The following is an 18,435-nucleotide window of genomic DNA, read 5'->3' as shown; positions in this document are numbered from 1 at the left end:
CACGACGGACGAAGGTACCGCAAAGATGTAACACCGGAGGGACGCGCAGCGCTCTCCCTGATGGCTCCGGGGGGACCACCATCAATGCTGGCCGGCACGGCAGCCGCCAGTCCCGTGGACATCTGGAAGGACGTGCGATGACCGATGGTCTGGAACGGCCGGGGGTGCGGGCCGACGAACACGCCCCGAAGACCCCCTGCTGGAGCTGCGGCTCCTGCGGTGACGAGTGGCCGTGCGCGACGAAGCGCACCCGGCTGCTGGCGGAGTACGGAGGTGACCGCGCCATGCTCAGCGTCTATCTGGGCTCCTGCCTCGCCGCCGCCACCGAGGATCTGCGCGCAGCCCCGGTGATGTCGCTCCAGGACAGGTTCATCGGCTGGTTGCCGCGCGGCTCCCGGCGGCGCTGACGCTCTGGTGGCCTCGCCGCTGGGCGGGGCCACCAGAGGAGGCGTCTCAGCGACGTCGAGGGCGTCGGGTCAGCGCGAATCCGAACACGCCGGCCACCGCGGCGAGCGCGCCGCCGATGCCGGTCCAGACCCAGCGCGAGCCGAGATCCGGCAACCAGTCCGTCAGCGAGCCGCTCTCGTCGTCGGCCTCCGCGTCCACCGGGGGTACGGCGTTGAGCACCGTGCCGGCCTTGGTGTTCGGCACCAGCGGGGCGGCCAGTTCGCCGTCGTCAGCCGAGGCGCCCCGGTCGGCGATGGTGCCCACCAGCAGGTCGACGTCGATCGGCGCACCCAGATCCGGCTCCGGCAGCTCGATCACCGAGAGTCGGACGACGTACGTGCCGGGCAGTGGGTCGGCCGACCAGGGCTCCGCCCACGGCCGCACCTCGCGCAGCGTGCAACCCAGCACCACGTTCGACGCCTTCGCGTCCACTGTCGGGGTCTGGGCCCCCGCCGTGCACGCCTGGCGTCGGCGCAGCCCGTCGAAGACGTCCACCGTCCAGGTGGAGGCGCCGCTGCGTCCCTTCGGGAAGGTGACGGTGGCGCTGATCTCGTGCACCTGCCCGGCCGTCGCCGGGAACGACCAGTAGAGGTGATCGCCGATCGAGGCGTCCACCCGTACCGGTTGTCCGGCGGTGATCGGGGTGGCGGTGAGGAACGACGTGCCGGCACGGTTCACCGGCGTGGCACCCGGGGAGGGGGTTGGTGCGGCGGCGGCCGCGGTGGGGAGCAGAGCGGCCGTGCCGGCGGCGAGCAGCGCCGCCATCGACCGGAACAGTGCGGTACGCATCAGTTCTCCCTCCAGGTGGCGACCCACCAGCGGGTGAGCAGACCGGCGATCAGGCCGGTGAGCAGACCGGCGATGGTGAGCAGTGCGAGCAGCACCCAGCCCCGGCCGAGGTCCGGTCCGTCCGGTGCGGGTGCGGCGGCGACCACGTCGATGGTCAACTCCACCGGCATGCCCGGGGTGGCCGCGGTGCCGGGACGCGGGGCGAACGAATTGCTGACCACCAGGCAGACGGTGGTGGGTTCGATGACCGGCGCGGCGCTCTGCTCGGTCTCGGCGGCATCCTCGTCGTCGGCGGTGGCCGACCAGCGCAGCCCGGCGGAGAGCACGTCGGCCCGCCCGCTGCCGGCGTCCGCGCCGCGGACGAGTTCCCGGCCGTCGGCCGCGGTGGCCCGCAGCAGCACCCCGTAGTCCCGGTTGACGGCCCGGTCCAGCGCCATGCTCACCGAAGCTCGCAGCTCCTGCCCGGGGCGGATCGGCACCCGGTAGTAGCGATGCTCGGAGAACGCTTCCCGGTCGGCGTAGACGCCGGGGGCGAGCAGTGGCGCCGAGTCGCACGCGCTCGTGCCGCCGACAACTGTCGGGGCTCGGGTGTGCGTGTCTCCGGCCCGCTCGACGAGCTGTTTGATCCGGTCGGTCAGCTCCTCGGCGCTCTGCGCGGCGGTGTAGGTCCCGCCGGTGGCGCTGGCGATGCAGAGCAGTTGCCGGCGAACCTTGTCGTCGGGGGCCAGGCCGAGGGTGTCGACGACCAGGCTGGTGCCCTGGGCGGCCAGTTCCCGGGCCACCTCGCACGGGTCCGGTGGAGCGCAGGTGTCCTCGCCGTCGGTGATCAGCACGATCCGCCGGGTGGTGGCCCCGGCGCCCAGGTCCTGCGCGGCGGAGCGCAGCGCAAGCCCGACCGGAGTGAACCCGGTCGGCCGAAGTGTCGCCACCGCCGCCTTGGCGGCGGACCGGTTCACCGGCCCGACCGGCACGATCTGCTGGGTGTCCTGGCAACCGACCTTCTTGTCCTTGCCGCGATAGGTCGCGCCGAGCACCCGGATGCCGAGCTGTGTCTCCTCGGGCAGCGCGTCAACCACCTCGTTGAATGCCTGCTGGGCGACCGAGATCCGGGTGCGTCCGTCGATGTCGGCGGCGCGCATCGACCCGCTGACGTCGAGCACCAGCTCGACCCGGGGCGGCTCGGGCGCCGGCTCCTCGTCGGCCTGTGCCGGGCCGGTCAGCGCGGTGGTCGCCAACAGTCCGATAAGGACCGCCGTCGATCGTCTGAAGTTGATCACGACCCGCAGTGTAGTGAGATCCACTTTGGATGATCGTTTGGGTGCGGGCGCGCGGAAACGGCGACGCCACCCACGTCGGAGTTCGCCTCTGATCGGCAGCACCCGCGCTCAGGGTCCATGCCGGGTCACCCTCGGTCAACTCTGAGAGGGAAGTGGTCGACTCGGCCAGCCTCCGTCGGAAATCTGACCCAAGTCGACCCGTTGTGCCGGTGGTGCGCGGTGGTTAAGCTCTTCATGCGCGCCCCAATCGCCCGCTTCCCCCGTGGCAGGCGATCGGGGCGCGCGTCTTTGTCAAGAAGGGCCCGCACGCTTCGGCGTGCGGGCCCTTCTTCCGTCGCGCTGTGCGGCGCGTCGCCTGTCGATGCTTATATCCACCGACCGTCGAGCCACATCCGGGACAGCCAGTCCGAGTACGGAATCACCCGACCGACAAAAATCGGATAGAAGTACGCGAAGCAGAGCGCAACCAGCAGCACGTACGCTCCCGCCGCGATGCTGCCCACCAGCCGGCGCTCATAAGCCGGGTCACCGGGCACCAGCGGCGTCACCGCACCCACGTCACCCCCGGCGGGCGCGATCAGCGCGCCCAGCACGTACACCACGGCCAGCACCAGGAACGGCACCGCCGGCGCGGCGTAGAACGAGAACATCGTCCGGCCGTCGAGAGCGAACCAGAACCACGGCAGCAGCCCGGCGGCCACGGTGAGCAGGATCGCGCCGGCCCGCCAGTCCCGACGGGCCAACCCCAGCCAGGCCAGCGCCACCAGGGCCGGCAGGAACGACCACCAGAGCAGCGGGGTGCCGAGCAGCAGAATCTCCGAAGCGCAGCTCGCCGCACCGCAGACGCCGTCACCGGCGTAGTGGAACGCCACCGGCCGGCCCAACAGCAGCCACTGCCACGGCCACGACTGGTACTTGTGCGCGTCGTCAAGCTGGGCGTGGAAGCCGTACGCCGCGCGGTGGTATTCGAAGAGGTTGATCAGCGGGCCGATGAACGGGCGGTCGCTGAGGGGTGCGCTCGGGTAGGCCGACGCGAGCCGGTAGTAACCGTCGTCGGTGAGCAGCCAGCCCGACCAGGTGGCGAGGTAGGTGCCCACCATCAGCACGCCGGCGAGCACCAGCCAGGGCAGCTCGTCGACGAGCGTGTCCCGCCAGGGCCGGCGGACCCCCGCCGAGCGGCGGACGCCGACCTCCCAGAAGAGCACCAGCAGCGCGAAGGCCGGCACGAAGTACAGGGCGCTCCACTTCACCGCGCAGGCGCAGCCGATCAGCACCCCGGCCGCCAGCCGCCACCACGGCCAGGTACGCCAACCGGTCGGCGGGCGCCCGGCCCGGCCCCGCTGGCTCGGATCGAGCCCGTCGTCCAGGGCCCGTGCCCAGCGTCGACGGCGGGCGTCCCGATCGAGAACCAGTGCGCCGAACGCCGCCAGCACGAAGAACAGCAGGAAGATGTCGAGCAGGGCCGCCCGGGACAGCACCAGGTGGAAACCGTCCAGGGCGAGCAGCAGACCGGCCGCGCAGCCGAGCACCGTCGAGCGGAACATCCGCCGACCGATGCGGACCAGCAGCAGCACCGACAGCGTGCCGATCACCGCCGCCGAGAATCGCCAGCCGAACTCCGGTGCGGTGGTCATCAGGTGACCGGGAACGGACACCTTCGAATCCGCGTCCTGGTAGCCGAAGGCCCACTCGCCGACGCCGATCAACCATTTGCCCAGCGGGGGGTGCACCACGTACGACGGGACGTTGTCCTTGTAGTTCCACTCCACGCCACGGGAGATCAGGCCGTAGGCGTCCTTGGCGTAGTACGTCTCGTCGAAGATCTTGCCCTTCGGGCTGGACAGCCCGACGAAGCGCACGATCGCCGCGATGGCCACCACCACTGCTGTGGCCAGCCAGGAGAACCTGTCCGCCTGGGTGTCGACGGTGGCGAACCGTCGCCGGACCACGGCGACCACCCCGCCGCCCTCGGCGCTCGGTGCCGTCGGCTCCTGGGTGGCGCTGGGCTCGCCCGTCGCCTGGATCATCTTGTCCGGATCTGCGCTCGGGGTCTGCGCTGTCGACGCACTCGTCACCCGGCGATCGTAGGCTGCCAAGGTGTCCGGTGGCGTCCGTCGTCCCTGATACCGGTATTCCCTGCAATGAAGGAGACGAATTCGTGGGTGAAATGTCCGAAGTTGGGCGCCTGATTCTGCTCGGTGCCCCGCTCGGCAACCCCGCCGACGCCTCGGCCCGACTCCGGGAGGTGTTGATCAGCGCCGACGTGGTCGCCGCCGAGGACACCCGACGGCTCACCCGGCTGGCCCGCGATCTCGATCTCACCGTCGGCGGTCGAATCGTCTCCTACTTCGAGGGCAACGAGGAGCGGCGCACCCCCGAACTGGTCGAGGTCATCCTCAGCGGGTACGTGGTGGCGCTGGTCACCGACGGCGGGATGCCCAGCGTCTCCGACCCCGGCTACCGGCTGGTCCGTGCCACGTTGGATGTCGGTGCGCCGGTCACCGTCGCCCCCGGGCCCAGCGCGGTCACCACAGCGCTGGCCGTCTCCGGGCTGCCCTGCGACAGGTTCTGCTTCGAGGGTTTCCTGCCGCGCACCCCCGGTGGCCGTCGGTCCCGGTTGCGCGCCCTCGCCGCCGAGGAGCGCACCCTGGTCTTCTTCGAGGCCCCGCACCGGATCGGGGCGACGCTCACCGACCTGGCCGACACGTTCGGGGCGGACCGGCCGGCCGCGCTCTGCCGCGAACTCACCAAGACCTACGAGGAGGTGCTCCGCCGCCCCCTCGGCGAGCTGGCCCGGTGGGCCACCGAGGGGGACCCGCGTGGAGAGATCACCCTGGTGGTGGCCGGAGCCCCGGTGACCGCTGCCGAACGCCCCGACGACGACACCCTTCGCGCCGCCGTCGCCGAGCGGGAGGCCGCCGGCCGGTCCCGCCGGGACGCCATCACCGACGTCGCCACCGAGTACGCGCTGCGCCGTCGGGACGTCTACACGGTCGTGCACAGCTGATCGAGTGGTCCGGCTCGCCGGACGACCGGGTCACCACGCGGCGATCAGGAAGCCGACGGTGATCAGTGTGGGGCCGGCGACGGCGGCGGCCACGGCCCAGCGGCGGTGCCGGCGACCGGGCAGCCGGGCCGACCCGGTCAACCGGACGATGCCGGCGGCGCAGGCCAGCACCACCAGCAGACCGGGCAGCCACCGCAGGTGCCGGCCCACGCCGACGTCCGCGTACGCGGTACCGCTGTCCGGGCCGGTCATCCGTGCCGGCAGCACGGTGCCGGCCGTGCTCCCCTCGGCGGGCACGCCACTGACCCGGACACCATGGGTGATGAACCGCCCTTCCTCGGCCGTGAAGATCCCCCGGCAGCGCAGGGTGAGACCGTCGCCGGAGCAGCCGTCGATCACCACGGTGCCGGTCCGGGCGTGCCCGACCGCGAGCCAGAACGGGCCGGCGCTGACCCAGGCGAAAAAGGCCGTGACCAGGCTCAGCACCACCAGCGCGGCGAGCCCGGGCAGCGGGTCCGGCGGCAGTGGCGTGCGGTGAGGTGCCCGGCGCCGCGCCAGCCGGAAGCCGCGGAACCGCGCCGGTGCCGCGTCCTTGCGAATCGGGGTGCCGTCCCAGTGCACCTGCTCGATCGGCGCCCAGAAAGCGCCACCGTCGTCCTCCGGCGGGTCGCCGTCGGGACCTTGGCCGCGCTGCCGGTGGCCCTGCTGCCGGACCGGCACCCGACGCGGCACCGCGTCCACCGGCGCGCCGGTGGTGGGCTCCACCTCGACGGGCTCCGCGCCGGCCGGCGCCGAGTCGGCCGGCGGGCCCGACGAGCCGGGCCGGGCCGGGCTGGGTACGGGTGCCCCCGGGGTCGGACGAGTCGGTGTGGGTGACGGCGCCGCCGGCGCGGGGCGGGCCGCTGCGGCGGACCTGCCCGCCGGGGTGGGCCGCAGCGCACCCGGGTCGGCGGTGGAAACGAGCCGGGGCTGCGGCGCGACCCCGGCGACCCGGGACGCGGCGGGCCCGGGCCCCGGGTCGCCGCCGACCGCCGACCCGGTGGGAGGGTCCTCGTGGTCCCGCGCCGCTCCTCTGCCCGTCACGACGTTCATTGCACACCGCACCAGGAGGTGAAACGGGCAGGTGAGCCGCGTGTCGACGACAAATCGGACCAACGGGCGAGGTGGTCGGCCCGGTCCGCCGGTCGGGCACCCCCTATTGGTTCGCGAACGCCCCGGACGGGTCACTAGGCTCACTGCTCATGAGTCACGTTCTCGCGGCAGTGGCCTGGCCGTACGCCAACGGCCCCCGCCACATCGGCCACGTCTCCGGTTTCGGCGTTCCCTCCGACGTCTTCGCCCGGTACATGCGGATGGCCGGCCACGACGTGCTCATGGTCTCCGGCACCGACGAGCACGGCACCCCGATCCAGGTGCAGGCCGACGCCGACGGGGTGACCCCGCGCGAGCTGGCCGACCGGTACAACAGGGTGATCGTCGAGGACCTGCACGGCCTCGGTCTCTCGTACGACCTGTTCACCCGCACCACCACCCGCAACCACTACGCGGTGGTGCAGGAGTTGTTCGAGGGGATGTACCGCAACGGTTACATCGTGCCGAAGACCACCATGGGCGCGATCTCCCCGTCCACCGGGCGCACCCTGCCCGACCGTTACATCGAGGGCACCTGCCCGATCTGCGGGTACGACAGCGCCCGCGGTGACCAGTGCGACAACTGCGGCAACCAACTCGACCCGATCGACCTGATCAACCCGAAGTCGCGGATCAACGGAGAGACTCCGAAGTTCGTCGAGACCGAGCACTTCTTCCTGGACCTGCCGGCCCTGGCCGAGGTGCTGCGGCAGTGGTTGGACACCCGCGAGGGGTGGCGGCCCAACGTGCTGCGGTTCTCCCGCAACCTGCTCGACGACCTCCAGCCCCGGGCGATCACCCGTGACCTGGAGTGGGGCGTACCGATCCCGCTCGACGGCTGGCGCGACCGGTCGGACAAGCGGATCTACGTGTGGTTCGACGCGGTGATCGGCTACCTGTCCGCCTCGATCGAATGGGCCCGTCGCTCCGGCGACCCGGACGCGTGGCGGAAGTACTGGTCCGCCGACGGCGCGGGCAAGGACGCCCGGTCCTACTACTTCATGGGCAAGGACAACATCGTCTTCCACTCGGTGATCTGGCCGGCGCTGCTCTCCGGCTACTCCGGTGAGGGCTCCCGCGACGGTGAGCCGGGCGAGCTGGGTCGGCTCAACCTGCCCACCGAGGTGGTTTCGAGCGAGTACCTGACCATGGAGGGGCGCAAGTTCTCCTCGTCCCGCAAGGTGGTCATCTACGTTCGCGACTTCCTGGAGCGCTACGACGCCGACGCGCTGCGCTACTTCATCGCCGCCGCCGGCCCGGAGAGCAACGACACCGACTTCACCTGGGCCGAGTTCCTGCGCCGCAACAACGACGAGTTGGTCGCCGGTTGGGGCAATCTGGTCAACCGGTGCGTCTCGATGGCCGCGAAGAACTTCGGGACGATCCCGCCGGTCGACCCGGCCGGGCTCACCGAGGCCGACGAGGCGTTGCTCGCCGTCGCCCGGACCGGGTTCACCACCGTCGGCGACCTGATCGGCCGGCACCGGCAGAAGCAGGCGATCGGTGAGGCCATGAAGGTGGTCGCCGAGGCCAACAGGTACCTCTCCGAGCAGGCGCCCTGGAAGCTCAAGGACGAGGCGGACAAGCCCCGGATGGGCACCATCCTGCACGTCGCCCTTCAGGTGATCAGCGATGCCAACACGCTGCTCACCCCGTTCCTGCCGCACTCCGCCCAGCAGGTGCACGAGCTGCTCGGAGGCACCGGGGTGCACGCGCCGATGCCGGTGATCGAGCAGGTCGACGACCTGGACGGCGGCCCAGCGTACCCGGTGCTGACCGGGGACTACACCGTCGGCGCGCGCTGGGAGTCGGTGTCGATCGAGGCGGGCCGCCCGCTGGCCGCGCCGAAGCCGGTGTTCCGCAAGCTCGACCCGTCGATCGTCGACGAGGAACTGGCCCGGCTCGCCGACTGAGCCCCCTGCCACCGTACGGACCGCGGCCCCGGGTAGACCCCCGGGGCCGCGATCCGTACGGGTAGGCCGCGTTACGGCTGTACGAGGATGTTGTAGGACGAACTGTCCGTCCACGTGCCGTTGGCCAGTCGGCCCCGCACGGTCATCGTGTAGCTGGTCCAGTAAGGCGGAGTCCAGCTGACCGTGGCCGTGCCGTCGACGGCCGGGACGACCCGAGCGTCGTCCTCACCGACCTGGTACTCGAACTCGACAATGCCGGTGGTGCCCCCGCTGAAGGTGAACCTGCCGGCCTGACCGGCGCCGCCGCTCCACTGCCCGGCCGGGTACTCCGCCGAGGTGACCAGCGGTGCGGTGCCGACCCTGAAGCGGTATTCGGTCGCCGGGGACAGCTCCCCGCTGCGCAGCAGCTGACGGACCGACAGGGTGTTCACGCCGTTCCGGTCCGGGGTGAGGAGGAAGCCCGTGCCGGTGCCGTCCGGGTCCGCGGCCACCGTCTGCTCGGGGCCGTCGTTGAGTCGGTACCGGTACTCGGCGACGTCCGGGTACAGATCGGTCCAGAACGTCATCGAACCCGGCACACCGATGCCACCGGTTACGCTCCAGTCGCTGTACCAGCCGGCCACGCCCACCCGGTCGCTCTTCACCACGAACTCGTACGTCCGGGTCTGCGACCTGGTGCCGTCCGCGCCGTGGCTGGTGACCTCGATCGTCTGGTAGCCGGATTCGCTCGGGGTGTACGTCACGCTGGCCATGCCGTCAGCGCCAGCGTCGACGGTTCGCTCCTGGCCCCAGTTCAGCTGGTAGGTGTACCGCTGCACACCGGGCAGGCCCGGCTGGAAGGTGAACGTGGCCTCCTTGCCCACCCGCCCGTCCGAGCTGCCCGACTCATAGGCGGCCGAACGGACGACCGGCCCGGTCCAGACCGCGAACGGCCACACCGCCGGAGGAGACAGCTGGCCAGAGGTGTACCGGGACCGGACCGTCACCTCGCGATCACCGGCTCGATCCGGGGTCCAGGTCAGACGGGCCGTACCGTACTCCGCCGATACCGTTCGCTCGGCCTCGCCGTCGAACTGGTAGACGAACTCCGCCACGTCGGGCATCGACGTGCTGAAATGGAACGACATCGGGAGTCCGAGGCCGTCCCGACGCGGCGACCCGTCGACATCCGAGGAGTAGACGGTGGGCTTGTTGTCGACGACCGAGAACTCGTACCCCGTGTCCTGCGAGAGCGTTCCGTCGGCGCGCTCCGAGCGAACGTGGAGCTGGTAGTAGTTGGGCGCCTGCGGGGTCCACGCCAACGACGCCGTCCCGTCCGCCGCCGCGGCAATTCGCGTCTCCTCGTCGTATCCGAAGGCGTAGCGGTATGCCACCACGTCGGTGGTGCGGGGTCGGAAGCTGAACGTCCCCTCCACGCCGACGACGCCGTTGTGATCCCAGGCGAAGTCCGTCGACTCGACCTTCGGTGCGTCGTTGACGGACACCGACTGGCGCCCTGATCCGGAGAGCTTGTCACCTATGTAGGCCGAGACCACGAGCTGGTACAGGCGGGCTTCGGTGAAGGTGACAGTGGCCGTCGCCGCAGCCTCCGTCGCCGGCACCCGCACCTCCTCGCCGCTGTCGATCCGGTAGCCGAAGGAGGTCACCTCGGCGACGGGGGAGCGCATGGTGAGCGTGCTGGGCAGATGGGTGCCGGCCACATCGACCTGCACGCTGGGCTCGGTGTGCCGGACCCAGAACTCGTACTCGCGGGGCGGGGAGGCATTGCCCACGGCGTCCAGCGACCGCACCCTCATGGTCATCGGTCCGCTGCGCTCCGGCGTCCAGGTGAAGGTCGCCGCAGCGCCCGGTGCCGGTGCGTCGACCACGACGGTCGTCCCCTGGTTGGGGTCGTCGTAGCGGTAGCGGGTCACGTCGGTGTCGCCACCCGCGTCGAAGCGGAACGTGCCCGGCACGCCGACGCCTCCCGAACCCGGAGCACCGTTGGCCGGGTATTCGGCGGAGCTCACCTGCGGAGCCTCGGCGGGAGCCTGCCCGTCCACCCGCACGTAGCAGAGGGGAGCCCACCCGGAGTCGCCGTCGCCGTCCGTCGCCCGCGCCGTCCAGGCCAGGACGGTGCCGTGCGGATAGCTCGACATCTCCCACTCGGTCCGGTGCTCCTGGCCGCTGCCGTAGCTGCTGCCACCCCGCTCGCGGCGCTGGTCCGGGTGGTCCACCGGCCAGGCCGCGAAGTAGACGTCGGCCCAGTCGTTGGGGTCCGGATCACTGGCCTTCGCCGAGAACGTGATCCAGCCGCCCCCGACGGTGACCGGGTGGGTGGCGTCACCGCAGCCCTTGTTCGGGTAGAGGGAGAGGTTGCCGATCGTCGGCAGCCCGTTGTGCTGCACGCTGAGCGTGGGCCGGTAGTACAGCCAGCGGCCCTGACGTTCGTCCCGCTCGGCCTCCGCGTTCAGCCGAAGCTCCAGGTGTAGCCGCGTCTCCCCCCGCGCGAGGGCGGCCTGCACGGTGCTGGTGAGGTCCTGCACGAGCGAACCGGGACACTCGGCTCCGGCGCCGCCGGCGCTCATCGTGCCGAGCTTCTCCTGCTCGACCGGCGGCTTCTTCCAAGAGTTGATGTTGGCGAACCCGGCGGTACGCCACAGCTCGACCGCTGCCGCCTTGCCGCAGTCGGTGACCTTCTTCTCCCGCACGATCAGGTCCGCGTCGGACAACTGCCTACCGGCCAGCTCGGCCAGGCTGATGGAAAAGTAGAAGCGGGAGGTGTGGGAGTTCTCCTCGGCGTCCAGCCAGCGCCCGATGGGGGCGTCGGTCTGGGCGTTGACGGTGGCGCGAGTGGGCGTGGCGGAGTCGGTGTAGGCCCAGCTCGAGGCCGGGATCTGGGTGTTGGTGTAGGCGAGCGCTGGGCTGGGCGCGACGAGCGCGCCGGCAGCGACGGCCACCACCACGGTGGCGGCTGACAGCCTTCGACGAAACACTATGGGAAACCTCCGGAGAGACGCCGGCGCGCAGCACGCCGGAAGCTCCGACCCTAATGATCATCTAAGTGTCGTGGTGTCCCGTTTCCACACCGAACGGCTCGCTCTCCCAACCCGGGAGGAGGAGCCGTCACATCGCGTACCGGGTGTCCATCACCTGGTCGTCGGTCACCTCGGCGCCCGGCGCCCAGGCCTCGTAGACGCCGCGTTCCTGGCACTGCGCGCCGGTCGTGACCACGGTGTCCGGGTTCGGGTAGCGCAGGCGCACCCGCAGCCAGCCGGCCTCCTCCCGCAGCACCAGGCACGGCACCCCCCGCCACTGGGCGAACCGGAGCCGGCGGGCCACCGCGTCGACCGGGTAACGGGCCGCCCGGGTCATCGCCAGCACCCGGAACCCACCGGGCAGGTCGGCGACCGCCTCGTACTCGCTGTCGCCGTACATGCCGACCAGCTGGGTGGAGCGGGGGACGTCGGCGTTCGGCACGTACTCCTGGTCCGGGGAGAGTCCCGGCACCGCGGCCAGCAGGTGCCGCCACTGCGGGCCCACCATCCGCAGCCACCCGCGTTGCTCGGCCTGGTAGGTGTAGAGCACCACCTCCATCCCCTCCGCCGGGTACGCGATGAGGGCGGCGTTCGCCGGCATCGGCAGGTCGGCGAAGTCCCGGGTGATGAACTCCGGGATGAGCTGACCGTTGCTGGGCACGAAGCCGGTGCCGAGCACCGGGGCGCCGAGCCGGTCCCGGGCGGCCAGCGCGGTCAGGCCACGGTGTGCCGGGCCCACCGGCACCTCGTAGTCGCCCGGGTCGGACGCGCGCCAGCGCAGCGCGTACGTCACGTCCGTGTCGTCCCGGCCAGCGTCACCGTCCGTACGCAGCACCGTCGTCGTCGCCGGCGTACGCAGGTGCGCCACATCGTGCTCGCGGTAGCAGAAGCCGTGCGGCAGCCAACCCCGTACGTAGCCGGCGAGCTGCTGGGCCGAGAGCACCTTCATCATCCGGGTGCCCCGCCGGACCACCGCCGACGCGCGCGCGGCCACCAGCATCGGGTCGCCCGCTGCGGCCGGCTGCTGGCTGAGCTGGTGCAGGTACGCCCAACCCCGCTCGCGGTGAGCGGGCATCAGCAGCGGCGTCTCTGGCTCGTCGGCCGGCTCCGTCAGCCCGTGCACAGCCGTCACCTCGGTGACGTGCACGAACCGGTGCCACGGCAGGGCGCTACCCGGGCGGGGTGCCCACTCGAAGCCGGCCACCTCGTCGGCGCTGAACAACTCGTACGCGGCACCCCGGGCGATTTCCTCCGCCGGGTACACGCCGCCACCGAACGCCACGTTCAGTCCGGTCCGTTCGCCGGCGCTGCCACCGGCCTGGGGAGTGACGCTCATGCCGTCGCCTCGCTGCTCGGTGGGATGAGGTCCGCACGCTGTCGCGTCCGCTCGTGAGCGACCGTAGAGTCGCGCGGCGTAGTCGGGGTGAACGTCGGGTGGCGGGCAGATGGACAGGCCCGGTGTGTGATGCTGTCGCTGATGAGCGAGCCCACTGAATCCCGCCGCGAGCGTGCCGCCCGGCGGGCCGGAGAGTTTCCGCCCGCCCCCGAGTCGTTGCCCCGGGCGGTGCTGGACAGCCACACCCACCTGGACATCACGGTCAGCGAGGCCGGTGTGCCCGGCGGCGGGCCGGCCGACGACCCGGTCGCCGTGGCCATCGCGTTGGCCACCAAGGTCGGCGTGGACCGGCTGGTCCAGGTGGGCGTGGACGTCGCCTCGTCCCGGTGGGGCGCGGACATCGCCGACGAGTACCCCGCGGTGCTGGCCACCGTGGCGCTGCACCCCAACGAGGCACCCCGGCTCGGCGACCTCGACGAGGCGTTGCGGGAGATCGAGTCACTCGCCGCCCGCGACCGGGTCCGGGGGATCGGCGAGACCGGAATGGACTTCTTCCGGACCGGCGACGAGGGGCGTGCCGCGCAGGAGCACAGTTTCCGGGCGCACATCGCCATCGCCAAGCGGTACGACAAGACGCTTGTCATCCATGACCGTGACGCGCACGCCGACGTGCTGCGCATCCTCGACGACGAGGGTGCTCCCGACCGGGTGGTGCTGCACTGCTTCTCCGGCGACGCCGACTTCGCCAGCGAGTGCGTCCGCCGCGGCTACCTGCTGAGCTTCGCCGGCACCGTCACCTTCGGCAGCGCGACGGCGCTACGCGAGGCCGCCGCGCTCACCCCGGTGGATCAGATGCTGGTGGAGACCGACGCCCCGTACCTCACCCCGATGCCGTACCGAGGCCGGCCGAACGCGTCGTACCTGATTCCGCTCACCGTTCGCGCGCTCGCCGCGACCACCGGCAGCGACCTGGACGAGCTGTGCGCGGCCATTTCCGCCACCGGCGAGCGGGCCTTCGGCCCGTGGTGAGCCTGCTCGGCCCGGCGGAGATCCGGGAACTCGCCGCCCGGTTGGGCGTCGCGCCCACCAAGAAGCTGGGCCAGAACTTCGTGCACGACCCGAACACGGTGCGTCGGATCGTGACCGCCGCCGGCCTCACCCCCGACGACGTGGCCCTGGAGGTGGGGCCCGGGCTCGGCTCGCTGACCCTGGGGCTGCTGCCGGTCGCCGGGCACGTGCACGCCGTGGAGATCGACCCGGTGCTCGCCGGGGCGCTGCCGGAGACCGTCGCCCGGCACGCCGAGGGCGATGCCGCCCGGCTCACCGTGCACCGCGCGGACGCGCTGCGCATCGCCGCCGCCGAGCTGGGCGACCCGGCACCGACGGCGCTTGTGGCGAATCTGCCCTACAACGTCGCCGTGCCCGTCGTGCTGCACCTGCTCGCCGTGCTGCCCACCCTGCGCCACGGCCTGGTGATGGTGCAGAAGGAGGTCGCCGACCGGCTCGTCGCCGGTCCCGGCTCCAAGGTGTACGGCATCCCGTCGGTGAAGCTCGCCTGGTACGCCCAGGCCCGGAGCGCCGGCAAGGTGCCGCCGAACGTGTTCTGGCCGGTGCCCAACGTCGACTCCGGCCTGGTCGCCTTCACCTGCCATGAGCCGCCCCGCATCGACGTACCGCGGGAGCGGGTCTTCGCCGTGGTGGACGCGGCGTTCGCGCAGCGGCGCAAGACGCTGCGCGCCGCGTTGGCCGGCTGGGCCGGCGGCGCGGACCGGGCCGCCGCGGCGCTCACCGCCGCCGGCGTCGACCCCGGCGCCCGTGGGGAGTCACTGACCGTCGAGCAGTTCGCCGCCATCGCCGCGTCGGCCCCGGTCGGTACGCCGGCCGGGAAGTAGGCTGACGCCGTGCCCGCCGAGGACGCTGAGGAGCTGATCGTGGCCAAGCCGTTCGACATCCGCCTGCCCGTGCGGGACATCACCCCGTGACCGAGGCCTGGCGACCGGACGACGACGAGCGACGCGGAGCCATCGGCCCGGTGCGGGTACGGGTGCCCGCGAAGATCAACCTGCACCTCGGGGTGGGCCCGCTGCGCCGGGATGGCTACCACGAGCTGAACACCGTCTACCACGCCATCTCGATCTACGACGAGCTGACGGCCCGCCGGGGCGACACCCTCGCCCTGACCATGGAGGGTGAGGGCACCGGCGAGCTGGCCCTGGACGACACCAACCTGGTGATCCGCGCCGCGCACGCCCTCGCCGGGTACGCGGGGGTGCTGCCGCACGCCCGACTGCACCTGCGCAAGCAGATCCCGCTCGCCGGTGGGTTGGCCGGCGGCAGCGCCGACGCGGCCGCCGCGCTGGTGGCCTGCGACGCGCTCTGGGGCACCGGGCTGTCCCGCGACGAGCTGGCCGGCATCGCCGCCGACCTCGGCTCGGACGTGCCGTTCCTGATCTACGGTGGCACCGCGCTGGGCACCGGCCGGGGCGAGGCGGTCAGCCCCGTGTTGGCCCGCGCCACCTCCTGGCACTGGGTGGTGGCGATCGCCGACGTCGGCCTCTCCACGCCGGCCGCGTACCGGGAGCTGGATCGGCTCCGCGACTCCGGTGCCGCCGGTACCCCGCTGGGCAGCACCGACGCGCTGCTGGGCGCGCTGCGCCAGCGTGACCCCCGGGTGCTCGCCCGTACGCTCGGCAACGACCTCCAGGACGCCGCGCTGGCCATGCGCCCGGCGCTGGCCGACACTCTGAAGGCCGGCGAGGCGGCCGGCGCGCTCACCGGCATCGTCTCCGGCTCCGGCCCGACCTGCGTGTTTCTCGCCGCCACCGCGGCCGACGCGGAGCGGATCGCCGCCGAGCTGACCACCGCGGGCGTCTGCCGGGAGGCGCGGGTAGCACACGGTCCGGTAGCCGGCGCCCGGGTCGGCTGACGACCCGTTCCACCGGAGCTGCCGGCGCGCGGCGCGGGCGTTCGGGGCTTCCGCGTACCCTTGGGACAGGCGTCCAGGTGCCCGCCGGCACCGGGACGCCTTGATCATGAAGGGTGGAACGTGGCGAACATCGTCAATCTGGACCGGGTGTCCAAGGGGTACGGCGCCGCCGGGCGGCTGCTCACGGACGTCTCGCTCGGCCTGGACGACGCCGACCGGATCGGCGTGGTCGGCCTCAACGGCGCCGGCAAGTCCACCCTGCTGCGGCTGCTCACCAAACAGGAGGACCCCGACGACGGTCGGGTGACCCACCGCCGTGACCTGCGTGTGCTCTGGCTGCCGCAGCAGCTCACCCTCGCTCCCGAGGCGACCGTCCGGGACGTGGTGCTCGGCACCGCCTGGCTCGCCGAGGGCATGGGCGCCGAGCACGAGTGGGCCGGCGACTCCGGGGTGCGGGCCATCCTCGACGGCCTCGGCATGCCACACCTCGGCCTCGACCAGCCGGTCGGCCCGATGTCCGGTGGCGAACGCCGCCGCGTGGCGCTCGCCGCGCTGCTCGTGCGCGACTCCGACCTGCTCATCCTCGACGAGCCCACCAACCACCTGGACGTCGGCGGGGTCGACTGGCTGGCCCGGCACCTGGTCGGCCGCAAGGGCGCCCTCGTCGTGGTCACCCACGACCGGTGGTTCCTGGACGCGGTCTGCACCAACACCTGGGAGGTCGCCGACCAGACCGTCCGCGCCTACGAGGGTGGCTTCGCCGCCTGGACCCTCGCCCGCGCCGAGCGCGAGCGGGTCGCCGCCGCCACCGAGGCCCGCCGGCAGAACCTGCTCCGCAAGGAGATCGCCTGGCTGCGCCGTGGCCCGCCCGCGCGGACCTCCAAGCCGCAGTTCCGCATCGACGCCGCGAACGCGTTGATCGCCGACGTGCCGCCAGCGCGCGACACCATGTCGTTGCAGCGGATGGCGGTTTCCCGCCTGGGCAAGCAGGTGTACGAGCTGGAGAACGTCGAGCTGCACGCCGGCCCGAAGGAAATCCTGCGCGACACCTCCTGGCTCGTCGGCCCCGGCGACCGGATCGCCATCCTCGGTGCCAACGGCGCCGGCAAGACCACGCTGCTGCGGATGCTCGCCGGCATCACCCGCCCCGATGGCGGTCGCCTCGGCACCGGCTCCACGGTGCGGCCCGCTTTCCTCTCCCAGGAGCTCACCGAGCTGCCCGGGCACCTGCGGGTGCTGGAGGCGGTGGAGGATGTCGCCCGCCGGGTTCAGCTCGGCGACCGGGAGGTCTCCGCTTCGCAGCTCGCCGAGGTGTTCGGCTTCGACGACCGCCGGCTCTGGACCCCGGTCAGTGATCTCTCCGGTGGGGAGCGCCGGCGGTTGCAGATGCTGCGGCTGCTGGCCGGCGAGCCCAACGTGCTGCTCTTCGACGAGCCCACCAACGACCTGGACACGGACACCCTCGCCTCGCTGGAGGACCTGCTCGACTCGTGGCCCGGCACGATCATCGTGGCCAGCCACGACCGTTACCTGATCGAGCGGGTCACCGACACGGCGTACGGGATGTTCGGCGACGGTCGACTGGTGCACCTGCCGGGCGGTGTGGACGAATACCTCGCGCGGACCGCCGAGCGGGCCGGCTCTCCCCGGGCGGGCGTGACCTCGACCTCCGCACCCGGTGCTCCCTCGGGAGGCGGCATGACCGCCGCCGAGGTCCGGCAGGCCCGCAAGGAACTGACCCGGCTGGAGCGCCAGCTCAGCAAGCTTGACCAGCGCGAGACCGCGCTGCTCGATCAGCTTGCGGCGGACGCCACCGACTACGCCCGGGTCGCCGAGTTGGACACCCAGCTGAAGGATCTGCGCGCCGAACGGGAGCGGATCGAGGAGAGCTGGATGACCCTCGCCGAGGACCTGCCCGAGAGCTGACCGGCCTGGCGCGCCGGCCCGGCCCCCGTGTGCGGCGTCACACCACCACATGCGAGACAATCGTCGGCGACACCTACCCCACGGCGTTGGAGACACAGACATGGCACACACCCCCGTCAACCACCCCGCGCGGCCGATCTACCGGGCGATCGGCGGGCTGACCGGTCTGTACCTGGTCGTCTTCGGGGTGCTCGGCATCATCGCCAGCACCGGCAACGAGATCCTCGCCCAGGACGACACCCGGGTCCTCGGTCAGGGCACCAACCTCGGCTTCTCGCTGTTCAGCGTGCTGGTCGGGGTCGTCGTGCTGGTCGGCACCGCGCTCGGCCGCAACATCGACGTGGCGATCAACCAGTGGCTGGCGTACGGCCTCATGGTGGTCAGCCTGGCCGGTCTCGCGTTCATCCGGACCGACGCGAACATCTTCAACTTCAGCATCACCACTGTGGTCGTGGTGATGACGGCAGCCCTGGTGCTGCTCATGGTCGGCATGTACGGCAAGGTCGGCACGGATGACGAGGCGGAGGCGTTCCAGAAGGCTCGTCTGGTGCTCTGATCTGCTCTGGTCGTGGGTTTTCCGCCGGAGCCCGAGCTGCTCCGGGCGGTCAGGCTTGATCCCAGTGGAGCGCGGGGTACGGGGGGAAACCAGAACAGGGCAAGGCATTA

14 protein-coding genes are annotated in these 18,435 nt (G+C 71.9%); 8 read left to right on the top strand and 6 right to left on the bottom strand.

The genetic code is table 11. The annotated features are described in order from the left end of the window. The first annotated feature begins 137 nt into the window (after nt 1–137). Entirely contained in the window at nt 138–407 is a 270-nt protein-coding gene (locus AB0B68_RS19925; RefSeq protein WP_357207537.1) for a hypothetical protein, read from the top strand. 46 nt (nt 408–453) lie between these two features. On the opposite strand, the gene AB0B68_RS19920 is transcribed toward AB0B68_RS19925, so the two are convergent. The 3 genes from AB0B68_RS19920 to AB0B68_RS19910 form a co-directional block, all read right to left on the bottom strand. Next, the gene (locus tag AB0B68_RS19920) at nt 454–1,236 is read right to left on the bottom strand and encodes a peptidase (RefSeq protein ID WP_355005137.1); all 783 of its coding nucleotides are present in this window, start codon (nt 1,234–1,236) and stop codon (nt 454–456) included. Further along, nucleotides 1,236–2,513 carry a VWA domain-containing protein gene (locus AB0B68_RS19915; RefSeq protein WP_357261662.1) on the bottom strand — a complete coding sequence of 426 codons (1,278 nt, stop codon included), beginning with the start codon at nt 2,511–2,513 and terminating at the stop codon, nt 1,236–1,238. Before AB0B68_RS19915 ends, AB0B68_RS19920 begins: the two co-directional genes overlap by 1 nt. 365 nt (nt 2,514–2,878) lie before the next feature. Beyond that, entirely contained in the window at nt 2,879–4,540 is a 1,662-nt protein-coding gene (locus tag AB0B68_RS19910; RefSeq protein WP_357261797.1) for a phospholipid carrier-dependent glycosyltransferase, read from the bottom strand. 131 nt (nt 4,541–4,671) lie between these two features. Here AB0B68_RS19910 and rsmI point away from each other — a divergent pair, with 131 nt between their 5' ends. Beyond that, entirely contained in the window at nt 4,672–5,520 is an 849-nt protein-coding gene (gene rsmI / locus AB0B68_RS19905; protein WP_357261659.1) for a 16S rRNA (cytidine(1402)-2'-O)-methyltransferase, read from the top strand. A 30-nt stretch (nt 5,521–5,550) separates the two neighbouring features. On the opposite strand, the gene AB0B68_RS19900 is transcribed toward rsmI, so the two are convergent. After that, nucleotides 5,551–6,603 carry a hypothetical protein gene (locus AB0B68_RS19900; RefSeq protein ID WP_357261656.1) on the bottom strand — a complete coding sequence of 351 codons (1,053 nt, stop codon included), beginning with the start codon at nt 6,601–6,603 and terminating at the stop codon, nt 5,551–5,553. 158 nt (nt 6,604–6,761) lie between these two features. On the opposite strand from AB0B68_RS19900, the gene metG reads away from it, so the two are divergent. Further along, the gene (metG, locus tag AB0B68_RS19895) at nt 6,762–8,564 is read left to right on the top strand and encodes a methionine--tRNA ligase (RefSeq protein WP_355005141.1); all 1,803 of its coding nucleotides are present in this window, start codon (nt 6,762–6,764) and stop codon (nt 8,562–8,564) included. Nucleotides 8,565–8,635: 71 nt separating this feature from the next. Here metG and AB0B68_RS19890 read toward each other — a convergent pair whose 3' ends face one another. Both AB0B68_RS19890 and AB0B68_RS19885 read right to left on the bottom strand, forming a co-directional pair. Continuing rightward, a complete protein-coding gene (locus AB0B68_RS19890; protein WP_357261653.1) occupies nt 8,636–11,539 on the bottom strand; it encodes a hypothetical protein in 2,904 nt (967 codons plus the stop codon). A gap of 130 nt (nt 11,540–11,669) precedes the next feature. After that, nucleotides 11,670–12,917: a hypothetical protein gene (locus tag AB0B68_RS19885; protein ID WP_357206772.1), complete on the bottom strand. Its 1,248-nt coding sequence runs from the start codon at nt 12,915–12,917 to the stop codon at nt 11,670–11,672. 129 nt (nt 12,918–13,046) lie between these two features. Between AB0B68_RS19885 and AB0B68_RS19880 the strand changes: the two genes are divergently transcribed. From AB0B68_RS19880 to AB0B68_RS19860, 5 genes are all read left to right on the top strand, one after another. Continuing rightward, the gene (locus AB0B68_RS19880) at nt 13,047–13,946 is read left to right on the top strand and encodes a TatD family hydrolase (protein ID WP_357206770.1); all 900 of its coding nucleotides are present in this window, start codon (nt 13,047–13,049) and stop codon (nt 13,944–13,946) included. After that, nucleotides 13,940–14,809: a 16S rRNA (adenine(1518)-N(6)/adenine(1519)-N(6))-dimethyltransferase RsmA gene (gene rsmA / locus AB0B68_RS19875; protein ID WP_357261650.1), complete on the top strand. Its 870-nt coding sequence runs from the start codon at nt 13,940–13,942 to the stop codon at nt 14,807–14,809. The genes AB0B68_RS19880 and rsmA overlap by 7 nt, the downstream gene beginning before the upstream one ends. 86 nt (nt 14,810–14,895) lie before the next feature. Continuing rightward, entirely contained in the window at nt 14,896–15,843 is a 948-nt protein-coding gene (locus tag AB0B68_RS19870; protein ID WP_357208226.1) for a 4-(cytidine 5'-diphospho)-2-C-methyl-D-erythritol kinase, read from the top strand. Nucleotides 15,844–15,963: 120 nt separating this feature from the next. Next, nucleotides 15,964–17,769, top strand: coding sequence for an ABC-F family ATP-binding cassette domain-containing protein (locus AB0B68_RS19865; RefSeq protein WP_357261647.1), 1,806 nt, complete (start codon nt 15,964–15,966; stop codon nt 17,767–17,769). Between the two features lie 100 nt (nt 17,770–17,869). After that, nucleotides 17,870–18,325 (top strand): DUF4383 domain-containing protein, encoded by a 456-nt coding sequence (locus AB0B68_RS19860; RefSeq protein ID WP_355005148.1) that lies wholly within the window; start codon nt 17,870–17,872, stop codon nt 18,323–18,325. Nucleotides 18,326–18,435: the final 110 nt, after the last annotated feature.

Source organism: Micromonospora sp. NPDC049049 (genome assembly GCF_040649115.1).
Classification (GTDB): Bacteria; Actinomycetota; Actinomycetes; order Mycobacteriales; family Micromonosporaceae; genus Micromonospora.
This window is presented reverse-complemented; position numbering and strand designations above follow the sequence as displayed.